At 70.1% G+C, this 12161-nt stretch carries 14 protein-coding genes; 8 read left to right on the top strand and 6 right to left on the bottom strand.

All coding sequences use genetic code 11. From position 1 onward, the window contains the following. Window positions 1–18 precede the first annotated feature (18 nt). Window positions 19–570 (top strand): GtrA family protein, encoded by a 552-nt coding sequence (locus tag ACFWQG_RS07160; RefSeq protein ID WP_378506905.1) that lies wholly within the window; start codon window positions 19–21, stop codon window positions 568–570. A 19-nt stretch (window positions 571–589) separates the two neighbouring features. On the opposite strand, the gene ACFWQG_RS07155 is transcribed toward ACFWQG_RS07160, so the two are convergent. The 5 genes from ACFWQG_RS07155 to ACFWQG_RS07135 form a co-directional block, all read right to left on the bottom strand. Then, entirely contained in the window at window positions 590–1909 is a 1320-nt protein-coding gene (locus ACFWQG_RS07155; RefSeq protein WP_378506904.1) for a sensor histidine kinase, read from the bottom strand. A gap of 31 nt (window positions 1910–1940) precedes the next feature. Continuing rightward, window positions 1941–2618, bottom strand: coding sequence for a response regulator transcription factor (locus ACFWQG_RS07150; protein WP_378506903.1), 678 nt, complete (start codon window positions 2616–2618; stop codon window positions 1941–1943). A gap of 74 nt (window positions 2619–2692) precedes the next feature. Then, complete coding sequence (locus tag ACFWQG_RS07145) at window positions 2693–3280, bottom strand: PH domain-containing protein (RefSeq protein ID WP_378506902.1); 588 nt, start codon at window positions 3278–3280, stop codon at window positions 2693–2695. Window positions 3281–3298: 18 nt separating this feature from the next. Continuing rightward, on the bottom strand, window positions 3299–4495 hold the full coding sequence (locus tag ACFWQG_RS07140; protein ID WP_378506901.1) for an AI-2E family transporter: 1197 nt from the start codon (window positions 4493–4495) through the stop codon (window positions 3299–3301). Window positions 4496–4515: 20 nt separating this feature from the next. Beyond that, window positions 4516–4968 (bottom strand): DUF6069 family protein, encoded by a 453-nt coding sequence (locus tag ACFWQG_RS07135; RefSeq protein ID WP_378506900.1) that lies wholly within the window; start codon window positions 4966–4968, stop codon window positions 4516–4518. 170 nt (window positions 4969–5138) lie between these two features. Here ACFWQG_RS07135 and ACFWQG_RS07130 point away from each other — a divergent pair, with 170 nt between their 5' ends. After that, window positions 5139–5564, top strand: a complete 426-nt coding sequence (locus ACFWQG_RS07130; RefSeq protein ID WP_378506899.1) for a hypothetical protein — start codon at window positions 5139–5141, stop codon at window positions 5562–5564. Between the two features lie 66 nt (window positions 5565–5630). Here the strand turns inward: ACFWQG_RS07130 and ACFWQG_RS07125 are convergent, their stop codons facing one another. Next, the gene (locus tag ACFWQG_RS07125; protein WP_378506898.1) at window positions 5631–6476 is read right to left on the bottom strand and encodes a biotin--[acetyl-CoA-carboxylase] ligase; all 846 of its coding nucleotides are present in this window, start codon (window positions 6474–6476) and stop codon (window positions 5631–5633) included. Between the two features lie 141 nt (window positions 6477–6617). Between ACFWQG_RS07125 and ACFWQG_RS07120 the strand changes: the two genes are divergently transcribed. From ACFWQG_RS07120 to ACFWQG_RS07095, 6 genes are all read left to right on the top strand, one after another. Next, a complete protein-coding gene (locus tag ACFWQG_RS07120) occupies window positions 6618–8249 on the top strand; it encodes an acyl-CoA carboxylase subunit beta (RefSeq protein WP_378506897.1) in 1632 nt (543 codons plus the stop codon). Between the two features lie 89 nt (window positions 8250–8338). Continuing rightward, window positions 8339–8620, top strand: a complete 282-nt coding sequence (locus ACFWQG_RS07115; protein WP_378507041.1) for an acyl-CoA carboxylase subunit epsilon — start codon at window positions 8339–8341, stop codon at window positions 8618–8620. Further along, on the top strand, window positions 8617–9261 hold the full coding sequence (locus tag ACFWQG_RS07110; RefSeq protein WP_378506896.1) for a Maf family protein: 645 nt from the start codon (window positions 8617–8619) through the stop codon (window positions 9259–9261). Before ACFWQG_RS07115 ends, ACFWQG_RS07110 begins: the two co-directional genes overlap by 4 nt. A gap of 87 nt (window positions 9262–9348) precedes the next feature. Next, window positions 9349–10245, top strand: coding sequence for a sulfurtransferase (locus ACFWQG_RS07105; protein WP_378506895.1), 897 nt, complete (start codon window positions 9349–9351; stop codon window positions 10243–10245). Beyond that, window positions 10242–10655 carry a SufE family protein gene (locus ACFWQG_RS07100; RefSeq protein WP_378506894.1) on the top strand — a complete coding sequence of 138 codons (414 nt, stop codon included), beginning with the start codon at window positions 10242–10244 and terminating at the stop codon, window positions 10653–10655. Before ACFWQG_RS07105 ends, ACFWQG_RS07100 begins: the two co-directional genes overlap by 4 nt. A gap of 46 nt (window positions 10656–10701) precedes the next feature. Next, entirely contained in the window at window positions 10702–12120 is a 1419-nt protein-coding gene (locus ACFWQG_RS07095) for a condensation domain-containing protein (protein ID WP_378506893.1), read from the top strand. The last annotated feature ends 41 nt before the right edge of the window (window positions 12121–12161 follow it).

Below are 12161 nucleotides of genomic sequence, written 5' to 3'. Positions count from 1 at the left end.
TTCGTAGAATAGTCTGCTGTGTCAATTGTCGATCAGGCGCTGAGCCGCGTACCCACACGATTACGGGACGTGGTGCTGCGTCATCGGGAGCTGATCAAGTTCGCGATCGTCGGCGGCACCACAATGGTCTTCGACCTCGCCATCTTCTACTCGCTGGCCTTCACGGTGCTCGAACAGAAGCCGACCGTCGCCAAGATCATCTCCGGCGTGATGGCCACCATCCTCAGCTACGTGCTTAACCGCGAGTGGGCGTTCAAGAACCGCGGCGGACGCGAACGCCACCACGAGGCACTCCTCTTCTTCGCGATCAGCCTGATCGGGGTCGGCATCGCCGCGGCCCCGATGTGGATCGCGAACAACATCTTCGCCATCCGTGCCGACCAGTCCAGCGTGACGACGGTCGTGATCATCGACTTCGTGCTCAACTACATCATCGGCAATCTGATGCAGATGGTGTTCCGGTTCTGGGCGCTGCGCCGGTTCGCCTTCCCGGAGGAGAACGTCCGCGGGGACGACGGCTTCGACCCGACCCCGGACGAACTCGCCCACCCCGAACACAGCGGTTCCTGACCGCCCCAACCGAGCCCGATCAGCGCGGCTCGGTCGCGGCCCCCGACTCCGCCTCCCGCCCGATGTCCGGGTGCCGCTCGGTCGGCAGGAACAGCGCGAACAGCGCCGGACGACGCCGCTGCAGGTCGAGGCGGCCGCCGTCGGCCTCCACCAACGCCCGCGCCAACGCCAACCCGACACCGGTGGATCCGCCCGCCGAGAACCCGCGGGCGAAGATGTGCGGCGCCAACTTGTCGCTGACGCCGCCCTCGTCACCCACCTCGACGCAGACCATCGCCTCCCGCCGCGGGCCGACACCCGGCACCAGCCGCACCACCACCGTGCAGGTGCCCTTCCCGTGCATCAAGGCGTTGTCGACGAGGACCGCGACCGATTCCCGCAGCCGGGACGGCGTCGCCGCGGTCCGCACCTCCCGGTCACCGCGCAGCACCAGCGACCGCCCGAGCTGCTCGTACTGGGTTTGCCATTCGGCGACGACGGTGGCGAGTTCGGGCATCACCACCAGCGACCTGCGGTCCGCGCCGTCGCTGCGCGAGGAGCGAACCAGGTCGTCGATCGCTGCGGTCAGCCGGTCCACCTGCGCCATCGCCGCGTTCGCCTCGTCGACGACATCCGGATCCGGATGCACCGACAGTTCGTCGAGACGCAGCCGCACCGCCGTCAACCGGCTCCGCAGCTGATGGGACACGTCACCGACGAGGGCGCGTTCGCGCTGCAGCCTGCCCGCGATCTCGACGGTCACCGAATCGAGGACGTCGGACACCCGGTCCAGTTCCGGGATCCCGTAGCGGCGGGCATCGGTCCGGAAGTCGCCCTTGGCGAGTCGGGCCGCGCGGTCCGCGACGTCCTGCAGCGGGTCGGCCAGCCTGCGGGCGGTGACCGTGGCGACCGCGGTGCCCGCCGCGAGCGAGGCCAGCACCACGAGGACGACCGCACCGATCGCCTGCTGCTGCAGGATCCGCATGGACGCGGACGGGGTCTCCAGCCGCAGCGCCCCGGACCGGCCCATCGAGATCGCCTCGACGAGCGGCGCATCCACCCGGTCCGCGCCGATGTCGATCCGGGCGTTCGGGTTCTCCGCGGTCGGATAGATCACCGTCAGCCTGCCCCCGTCGGGGACCGCGACCCGCAGCGACCCGACGTCGAGGGTGCCCTCGACGAGCCCGGTCTGCCCCTCCTGGGCGATGATCTCGGCGGACATCCGGTCGAGGCGGGCCTGCAGGTCGCTCCGGGTGAAGTCCTCCACCCACAGCCACGCCGTGTAGGTCAGCGGCAGGCCGAGCAGCAGCCCGGTGACCAGGACGACCGCGATGATCGACAGCTGGATGCGACGGCGCACGGTCGGCCCTCCCGGTCAGGTGGTCGCGCGGTCAGGTGTTCAGGCGGAACCCGACGCCGCGCACGGTCGCGATGCGCCGCTCCCCGACCGGGCCCTCGTCGCCGATCTTCCGACGCAGCCACGACATGTGCATGTCCAGTGTCTTCGAGCCGCGCAGGTCGGCGTCGCCCCACACCTCCTGCAGGATCACGTCCCGGGAGACCACCTCGCCCGCGCGGTCCATCAGCACCTTGAGCAGTTCGTATTCCTTGTTGGCGAGGGAGATCTCGCTGCCGCCGACCAGGACCCGGCGCGCGGCGGGCTCGAGCCGGATGTCGCCGACCTCGACGGTCGAGTCCTCGGGCCCGCCGCGGCGCCGCAGCAGCGCGCGGACCCGGGCCATCAGCTCGGCGAGCCGGAACGGTTTGCCGACGTAGTCGTCCGCGCCCGCGTCGAGGCCGACCACGAAGTCCACCTCGTCGGTGCGGGCGGTGAGCATCAGGACCGCGAGTTCGGATCCGCTGGCGCGCAGTTGCCTGCACACCTCCAGCCCGTCCATCCCCGGCAGACCGAGGTCGAGGATCAGCAGGTCGAACGAACCGCTCAGCGCCAGCTCGAGGGTCGACGGGCCCGCCTCCTCGACGGTCACCTCGTAGCCCTCGCGGCTCAGTGCCCGCGACAGCGGCGCGGCGATGGCCTCATCGTCCTCGGCGAGAAGTACGGCAGTCACGTCACCACAGTACGGAGCGACCCGCGGGTGGGTGCGCCGCGGCACGCGGTGAATCCCCCGCCGCGCCGCGGCGATCAGTGCCGCCAGCCGCGGCGTGGTCGCCTGTCGTCCCGGCCGCCCGGGCCCGGGTTCCCGCCGAAGTCGACGGCGCCACCGTCGCGGTGCAGCTGCATCGCGTCGAACACCTGGTGGTACAGCAGGGAATGGACGCGTTGCACGTCGGGGATGTCGTCGAATTCGAGCGGATCGTCGGCGGCCGACGCGATCACCAGCGTCCCGGTGCGCATCATCCGGTCGATCAGCCCGTGCCGGAACTGCACGTTGCTGATCCGGCCCATCGGGATGTCGATGCCGCTGTGCGTGAACACGCCCTGCCGGATCAGCACCCGCCGGTCGGTGACGATGAAATGGGTGGACTTCCACCGGATCAGCGGCGCGGCGCACCGCCAACCGAGCACGGCCAGCCACGCCACCAGGACGAGCAGCAGCACCACGGTGCGGGCGGTGCCGTCGAGCCGGTCCTGCGCCATCCCGCCGACGAAGCCGGCGACGGCCGTCGCGACGACCAGCGTGACCGCCGGGAGCACCAGCATCTTCCAGTGCGGATGCCGGTGCAGCAGCAGTTCCTCGTCGGCGGCGAGCGCATCGTCCGGGTAGCCCATGACCGGAAAGTGTGCCACCTACACCGGCCGGTCGGCGCCGGTGCTCGCGGCCGCGCCCGGGCCGTCCCCCGCGTCGACCGCCTCCGCGACATCCTCCGCCGCGGCGGCCTGCAGTTCCCTGGTTCGCTCCAGCGCCTCCCGCTCGGCGGTCACCAGTTCCTCGGCGGACGGCGGCGATCCGGAGATCAACGCGTTCGCCCACCTCGTCGACGGGTCGATGTCCAGCAGCAGCGCCTTGACCAGCAGCGTCATCGGGATCGCCAGCAGCGCACCGAGCGGGCCGAGCACCCAACCCCAGAACACCAACGCCAGGAACGTCAGCGTCACCGACAACCCGACCGCGTCGCCAACGAACTTCGGCTGGATCACCGACTGGATGATGACGTTGATGACGCTGTAGACGACGATCACCCACAGCATCAGCGTCGGGCCGCCCTGAAGCAGGGCGATCAGCGCGGGCGGGATCAGGCCGATCACGAAGCCGATGTTCGGGATGTAGTTGGTGATGAACGACAGCAGACCCCACAGGATCGGCAGCGGAATCCCCATCGCCCACAGGGCGCCCGCATCGATCACCGCGACGATCAGACCGAACACCGTCGACACGACGAGATAGCTGCGGGTGCCGGACGCGAACGACGAGAACGCGTACGCGATGTCGGGGCGGGAGAACGCGACGGCCCGCATCCGGTCACCGAACGAGGACGCATCCATCGCCATGAAGATGAGCACCGCGAGGATGAAGAAGATGTTCGAGAACACCCCGAGCAGGCCGGCGAGAATGTCGTCGAGCAGCCCGACGAGCTTGCCGAAGTCGAAGTTGGAGAACACCGTGTCCAGCTCCGCGGACCCGATGTCCCACCGCATCAGCCAGTCCTGCACGTCGGCGACGAGCTGGTTGGCCTTGTCCGCGTACTCCGGAAGCAGGGTGGCGAGCTGGGCGACGGAGACCGCAAGCGCGCCGATCAGGCCGAGCAGCACGGCGTAGACCGACGCCAGGGTCGCCAGCACCGCCACCCAGGTCGGGGCGCCCTTGCGTTGCAGCCAGTCCCCGAGCGGCTGCACCGCAACGACAAGCATCAGCGCGAGGAAGACGGGGCCGATGATGCCGGAGAACGCCCGGATTCCGGCGATCGCGACGACCGCACCCGCCGCGCCCAGCAGCACGATCAGGCCGCGCGGCCACGGCGAGGACTGCGGCGGCGCCTGCCGCACCGGGGCCTCCCGCCCGTGTCTCACCTCCACACCAGGGCCCGACGGGCAACGCCGGGAAGCAGCCCGAGGATCGGCACACCCAGCGACAGGTGCACGAGCGCGGTCGCGACCCGATCGCCCGCGGTGGCGTCGTACACGAACGGCAGGATCACCGACGCAACGACGAGCAGCCCGACGATCCAGCCGAAGAACGACTCGCCGCCGGGGGTGCTCAACTCCAGCAGGTACAGCAGCACCGCCGCGAGCAGGGCGGCGATGAACCCGAGCACGGCGAACCGTACCGACAGGGTCAACTCCGGAAGCCACGGCGGCGCAAGCGGGTCGAGCCCGAACGCCCGCACGATCAGGGTGACCACCAGCCCGGACAACGCGGTCACCAGCGCGGTCGCCGCCGCCCCCGGCCAGAACTTGGCGGCCGACAGCGTCCGCTCCCCCGCGCTCGGCCCGCCACCTGTCCCCGGATAGCCCGTCATCACGTCCCCTTTCACCGCAGTCGGATCCACTGCGAGGGTTCCCCGTCGCCGCCCGGCAAACCTCACCCTCGACGGATGAGGTTTCGCGCGGCGGCAGCGCCGAGACTGCAGTGGACACTCACGGCCCATCTCTCATCGGCGCTCGCAGCCGCTGGGACTTTCGGAGAGGAATGGTCATGACCGACCACTCGGTGGCAAATCACAGCGACGGCAGCGTCAAGCAAGGCTTCGCCGCGGGCACCTCCATCGCGGCGGCGATCCTGCTGCTGACCGTCGGCATTCTGCAGATCTTCCAGGGCATTTCCGCCGTCGCCAAGGACAACGTCCTCGTCTTCGGACCCGAGTACACCTACAGCTTCGACGTCACGACCTGGGGTTGGATCCACATCGTCGTCGGCATCCTGATCGCGCTGACGGGCTTCTTCCTGATGACCGGTGCGACCTGGGCGAGGATCACCGCGATCTTCCTTGCCGCACTGTCGATCATCGCCAACTTCCTGTGGCTGCCGTACTACCCGCTGTGGTCGATCCTGATCATCGCCCTCGACGTGGTGGTCATCTGGGCGGTCACCACCTGGGACACCGACCGGTACTGACCAGCCCGGTCCACCGGACCCGCGAGGGGCGTCGACGTCACCGTCGGCGCCCGTCGCGTCGTCCGGTCAGGCGGGGCCCGGGTACGGCCGCAGGTGCGTCACGTCGCCCGCCGACACCGCAACCGCCTCGCCGCCGCCGTCGGGACGCACCACGACCCGGCCCTGCAGGTCCACGTCCACCGCGGTGCCGATCAGCTCGGCATCCCCCGGCAGTTCCACCCGCACCCGCTGCCCGACCGTGACACACCGGCGCCGGTAGTCCGCGGCAAGTCCGTCGACCCGCCACCCGTCCTCCCGCCATGCGGTGAACTGCGCGGCCAGCGACCGCAGCAACGCGCGGGCGATGGTGTCCCGGTCCGTGGTCGCCGCGCCAGCGACGGCGAGCGAGGTGGCCGTCGGCACCGGCAACTCCGCCTCCGTCAGGGTCACGTTGAGCCCGACCCCGATCACCACCGACGGGACCGGCGCCGTCGACGCGACCTCGGCGAGGATCCCCGCCACCTTCTTCCCGCCGATCAGCACGTCGTTCGGCCACTTCAGTTCCGCGTCCACCTCCGCGACGGACCGCAACGCGTCCAGCACCGCGACCCCGGTCATCAGCGGGAACCAGCCCATCGATTCGAGCGGCAGCCCGGGCATCCGCAGCAGCACCGACACCGACACCGACGACCGCGGCGGGGCGACGAAGCTGCGCGCATGCCTGCCGCGCCCGTGATCCTGATACTCGGCGATCAGCACCGCACGGTCGAGCGCGCTGTCGACCGCGCGGGCCAGCAGGTCCGCATTGGTGGATCCCGTCTCCGGAACCACCTCGAGGCTCGAATAGAAGGCGTTGGGGTCGGCGCCGCCCGCGACGAGCGCGGTGCGCAACGCGGCCGCGTTCAGCGGGGGCCGGTTCAGGTCCGTGTACATGGGTCGAGCGTAGGCGCCCCGCGCCGCACCGATCGGCGGCACCGCGGGCGGACAATACCCGCAGGTAGCTTCGGTTTGATCGGGCACCGCGAGCCGACCTCGCGCGGTCGGGCGTGCACGGCTGTCGATAAGCTCGTACCCATGACCAGCGTCCAGGAGCCGGCCGCGACCGCGGCCCCCGATATCCACACCACCGCGGGCAAGCTCGCGGACCTGCACCGCCGTCAGGCCGAGGCACACTTCCCGACCGGCGAAGCCGCCGTCGACAAGGTGCACGCCAAGGGCAAGCTGACCGCCCGCGAACGGATCGAGGCCCTCCTGGACGAGGGATCGTTCGTCGAACTCGACGCCCTCGCCCGGCACCGCTCCACCAACTTCGGGCTCGCCGACAACCGCCCCGCCGGCGACGGCGTCGTCACCGGCTACGGCACCGTCGACGGCCGCGACGTGTGCGTCTTCTCCCAGGACGCCACCGTCTTCGGCGGCTCCCTCGGCGAAATCTACGGCGAGAAGATCGTCAAGGTGATGGACCTCGCGTTGAAGACCGGGCGCCCGCTGATCGGGATCAACGAGGGCGCAGGCGCCCGCATCCAGGAGGGCGTGGTCTCCCTCGGCCTGTACGGGGAGATCTTCCACCGCAACGTCCAGGCGTCCGGGGTGATCCCGCAGATCTCGCTGATCATGGGCCCCGCCGCCGGCGGCCACGTCTACTCCCCGGCGTTGACCGACTTCGTGGTGATGGTCGACCAGACCTCGCAGATGTTCGTCACCGGCCCCGACGTGATCAAGACCGTCACCGGTGAGGACGTCACGATGGAGGACCTCGGTGGCGCGCACACCCACATGGCGAAGTCCGGTGTCGCGCACTACGTCGCCTCCGGTGAGCAGGACGCCCTCGACTACGTCAAGGACCTGCTCTCGTACCTGCCGAGCAACAATCAGGCCGCCGCGCCCCGGTTGGCGCCGACCGACCCGATCGTCGGGGCGATCGCGGACTCGTTGACCGACGAGGACCTCGAGCTGGACACGATCATCCCCGACAGCGCGAATCAGCCGTACGACATGCACGAGGTGATCCGCCGGCTGCTCGACGACGACGAGTTCCTTGAGGTGCAGGCCGGGCGGGCGATGAACGTGATCGTCGGGTTCGGTCGGATCGACGGCCGCTCCGTGGGCATCGTGGCGAACCAGCCGACGCAGTTCGCGGGCTGTCTGGACATCGACGCCTCGGAGAAGGCGGCCCGGTTCGTCCGGACCTGTGATGCGTTCAATGTGCCGATCGTGACCCTGGTCGATGTGCCGGGGTTCCTGCCGGGTACGGAGCAGGAGTACAACGGCATCATCCGCCGCGGTGCGAAGCTGCTGTACGCGTATGGGGAGGCGACGGTCGGGAAGATCACCGTCATCACCCGCAAGGCGTACGGCGGGGCGTACGACGTGATGGGGTCCAAGCACATGGGTGCGGATGTGAATCTGGCGTGGCCGACGGCGCAGATCGCGGTGATGGGTGCCTCGGGTGCGGTGGGGTTTGTGTACCGCAAGCAGCTCAAGGACGCGGCGGCGGCCGGTCAGGATGTGGATGCGTTGCGTCTGCAGTTGCAGAACGAGTACGAGGACACGCTGGTCAATCCGTATGTGGCTGCCGAGCGTGGGTATGTGGATGCGGTGATTCCGCCGTCGCATACGCGGGGTCAGATCGTGGCGGCGTTGCGGTTGCTTGAACGCAAGATGGTGACGTTGCCGCCGAAGAAGCATGGGAACATTCCCCTGTGAGCGCAGCCGAACACATCAGCACGGTGAGCGCAGCCGAACACATCAGCACGGTGAGCGCGGCCGAATACATTGATGCTGTGACGACACTCATGGACACGACACTCGCCGAGGTTGAGGTGCTGGCCGACGCCGCCGCCGCAGTCGACACCGCCGAGGGAACTGCTAGCGAAGGTATGCAATTGCCGGTCATCAAGGTGCTCAAGGGAAACCCTTCCGACGTCGAGATCGCGGCACTGGTCGCGGTCCTCGCGGCGGCAGGCTCGGGTCAGGCCCCCGCCGACACGACTCCCCCGGACCGCTGGGGTGAGCCGGTCAAGATGCACCGCAGCCGGGCACCGTTTTCGCCGTACGCGTTCCCGAACCGAACGTGACCCGCCTCGTCCTCGCCTCGGCCTCGCCTGCGCGCCGCACGGTCCTGCGCAAGGCGGGGATCGAGCCGTATGTGCACGTGTCCGGGGTGGATGAGGACGCGATCCAGCAGGCCCTCGGCCCGAGGGCCGCTCCGCGTCACGTGGTGACCGAACTGGCCAGGGCCAAGGCCGCCGCCGTTCTCCCCGCGCTGCCCGAAGACATCGTCGCGGACGCCGTGGTGATCGGGTGCGATTCGATGCTGCTGATCGACGGGGAGCTTCAGGGCAAGCCGCACACCGCGGACGTGGCCCGCGCGCGGTGGCGGTCGATGGCCGGGCGCAGCGGAACCCTGCTCACCGGGCACTGCGTGATCCGGGTCCGGGGCGGCGCCCCCGTCGGGGAGGTCGGCGCGGACAGCGCGACGGTCGTGCACTTCGGCACCCCGTCCGGTGACGACCTCGAGGCCTACCTGGAGTCCGGCGAGCCGATGCAGGTGGCGGGCGCGTTCACCCTGGACGGGCTTGGTGGCTGGTTCATCGACCGGATCGAGGGCGACCCGTCCAGCGTGATCGGGATCGGGCTGCCGCTGGTGCGGCAGCTGCTCGGCGAGGTCGGCGTCGGCATCGCCGAACTGTGGACCGCCTGCCCCGCCGAGGGCTGAGCGCGCCGCCCGGCGGGAGCGGCGGAACTCGGGTTACGCCTAGACTTGTGACTGTCAACCCGTAGTCCCACCGTCAGGAGCCCGCCCGTGCCCGTTGCGCCCGATCCCCACCCCTCCTTCGCGGCCTACGCGCACCCGGAACGGCTCGTCACCTCGGAGTGGCTCGGCGCGCACATCGGCGCTCCGGGGATCACGATCGTCGAATCCGACGAGGACGTGCTCCTCTACGACGTGGGGCACATCCCTGGCGCGGTGAAGATCGACTGGCACACCGACCTCAACGACCCGGTGACCCGCGACTACATCGACGGCGAGGCCTTCGCGAAGCTGATGAGCCGCAAGGGCATTCGCCGGGACGACACCGTGGTGATCTACGGCGACAAGAGCAACTGGTGGGCCGCGTACGCGCTGTGGGTGTTCACCCTGTTCGGGCACGAGGACGTGCGGCTGCTCGACGGCGGCCGGGACGCGTGGATCGCGGAGAACCGCGACACCACCCTGGACGTCCCGGAGAAGGCGCCGACCGACTACCCGGTGGTCACCCGCGATGACGCCCCGATCCGCGCATACCGCGACGACGTGCTGGCGCATCTCGGCTCGGGTCCGCTGATCGACGTGCGGTCGCCGCAGGAGTACACCGGGGAACGCACCCACATGCCGGACTACCCGGAGGAGGGCGCGCTGCGCGGTGGGCACATCCCGACCGCGGTGTCGATCCCGTGGGCGAAGGCCGCTGCGCCGGACAGCCGGTTCCGCTCGCGCGCCGAACTGGACGAGATCTACGGCGCGTTCGCCCCGTCCGACGATGTGGTCGCGTACTGCCGGATCGGTGAGCGGTCCAGCCACACCTGGTTCGTCCTCACCCACCTGCTCGGTTTCGAGAACGTGCGCAATTACGACGGTTCGTGGACCGAATGGGGCAACACGGTGCGGGTGCCGATCGTCCGGGGTGACGAGCCCGGCGAGATCCCGGCGATCGCATGAGCCTGCCCGCCCCGCTCGCCGAAATCGTCGACGATTTCGCCGCCGTCTCCGGCCAGGAGAAGCTGCAGCTGCTGCTCGAATTCAGCCGCGAGCTGCCGCCGCTGCCCGCGGAGTTGGAGCAGGCGGCGATGGAACCGGTCCCGGAGTGCCAGTCGCCGCTGTTCCTGTCCGTCGACGCCGACGATCCCGAGCACGTGCGGTTGCATTTCAGTGCCCCACCCGAGGCGCCGACCACCCGCGGCTTCGCGTCGATCCTGCATCAGGGTTTGGACGGGCAGAGCGCGCAGGCAATACTGGAGGTGCCCGGAGACTTCTACTCCGCGCTGGGCTTGGCCGACGCCGTCAGCCCGCTGCGCCTGCGGGGCATGTCCGCGATGCTCACACGCATCAAACGTCATCTGCGGGAGTGAGTGCGCCCCATTCACCGGAGCAGATCGCGAACGACGGGTTCTGCCAATGGAATTCACGGAGCTGGCCGACTATCCGGTGTCGCCGGGCACGGTGACCGAATGGCACCCGACGGTGCCGTTCGACGATGCGGCGCCGGGCGCGGACCCGTGGTACGACGATCCGCGACCGACGTCGTTCGTGCAGGAAACGCGACTGCGCGAGGCCGACGCCAGGGCCGGGGCCGCGCACGAGTCCTGGCTTGGCGCCGCGTTCGAGATCGACGGGGGCCTGGACGCGGACGCGTTCGGGCGCGCGCTCACCGCGTGGATCGACCGGCACGAGGGGCTGCGTAGCCACGCCGCACCCACCGGCCCCGGCGAGGTGCGGCGGCGGACGGTCACCGCGGGGCGGGTGCGGGTGGACGCCGCGCGGCACGGGTACCGCACCTCCGGTGCCGGGAACTTCGAGCACCTGCACGCGCTGTTCGACCGCGCCACCTCCCCCCTATCGTGGCCCGCGTTCGCGTTCGCGACGGTCGAACCACCGGACCGCGACCGGGCGTTCACGGTCTACTTCGCCGCCGATCACGCGCTCGTCGACGGGTATTCGGTGGTTCTCGTCGCCCAGGAAATCGAGACGCTGTACCGCCACGAGCAGCGCGGCGCGGCACCGGACCTGTTCCCGGTCGGCAGCTACCTCGACTTCGCCGCCCGGGAACGGGCAGGGGTCCGGGACCTGGACGCCGCCGATCCCGTCGTCGCATTGTGGCGCGGCCTGCTCGACCTGGGCGGCGGGCGGCTGCCCGAGTTCCCGCTCGCACTCGGGGACCTGCCCGACGCGCCGCCTGCGCAGCGCGGCCTGTCGGCACGGGTCCTCGATGCGGCCGCGGCGGACGCGTTTGCCGTGGTCTGCCGCAAGATCGGCCACGGCTTCTTCCCTGGCGCGCTGGCCTGCCTTGCGGTCGCCGCCGCCGGCCTCACGGACGCGGACCGGTTCGCGGCGGTCGTGCCGATGCACACCCGCGACGCACCGGGCTGGGCCGGATCGGTCGGCTGGTTCGTCGGTGTCGGCCCGATCTCGTTCGGGGTGCGCGGCGCCGGATCGTTCGCCGAGCTGGTGCGCCGCGCGTCGGTCCAGGCGGCCGCCGCGAAGCGGGCGGCCCGGGTTCCGTTCGAGTGGGTCGGCGAGGTCCTCGGCACCGATGCCCGCCCACGGTTCGTGGTCTCGTACATGGATGTGCGGTTCGTTCCCGCCGCGACCAGCTGGACGGACTGGAATGCGCGGGCCCTGCGCAGCAGGCACTATGCGAACGACGTGCACATCTGGGTGAATCGGACCCCGGAGGGGGTCAACGTCGCGGCGCGCTACCCGGCCACCGAGGCCGCGACCGCCGCCGTCCACGACTACCTCGTCCGCCTGCGCACCCTGATGGCCGAGGTCGCCGGAACCGGCACCTGCCGACTGCCCGACCGGGTCACCCGGTGAACCACGAACGTACTGGTCAGTAGCGCCTAGAGTGGCGCCCG

The organism is Rhodococcus sp. NPDC058532, assembly GCF_042719255.1.
Classification (GTDB): Bacteria; Actinomycetota; Actinomycetes; order Mycobacteriales; family Mycobacteriaceae; genus Rhodococcus_G.
The sequence above is the reverse complement of the archived record's forward strand: the minus strand, read 5'-3'. Positions and strand labels throughout refer to the sequence as shown.

Bases quoted from the DNA above. Each gene is read 5' to 3' on its own strand.
- ACFWQG_RS07145 (WP_378506902.1), bottom strand. From the start codon at position 3,280: ATGGGCTACCCGGACGATGCGCTCGCCGCCGACGAGGAACTGCTGCTG.
- ACFWQG_RS07135 (WP_378506900.1), bottom strand. From the start codon at position 4,968: ATGACGGGCTATCCGGGGACAGGTGGCGGGCCGAGCGCGGGGGAGCGG.
- ACFWQG_RS07130 (WP_378506899.1), top strand. From the start codon at position 5,139: ATGGTCATGACCGACCACTCGGTGGCAAATCACAGCGACGGCAGCGTC.
- ACFWQG_RS07125 (WP_378506898.1), bottom strand. From the start codon at position 6,476: ATGTACACGGACCTGAACCGGCCCCCGCTGAACGCGGCCGCGTTGCGC.
- ACFWQG_RS07120 (WP_378506897.1), top strand. From the start codon at position 6,618: ATGACCAGCGTCCAGGAGCCGGCCGCGACCGCGGCCCCCGATATCCAC.
- ACFWQG_RS07115 (WP_378507041.1), top strand. From the start codon at position 8,339: ATGGACACGACACTCGCCGAGGTTGAGGTGCTGGCCGACGCCGCCGCC.
- ACFWQG_RS07100 (WP_378506894.1), top strand. From the start codon at position 10,242: ATGAGCCTGCCCGCCCCGCTCGCCGAAATCGTCGACGATTTCGCCGCC.
- ACFWQG_RS07095 (WP_378506893.1), top strand. From the start codon at position 10,702: ATGGAATTCACGGAGCTGGCCGACTATCCGGTGTCGCCGGGCACGGTG.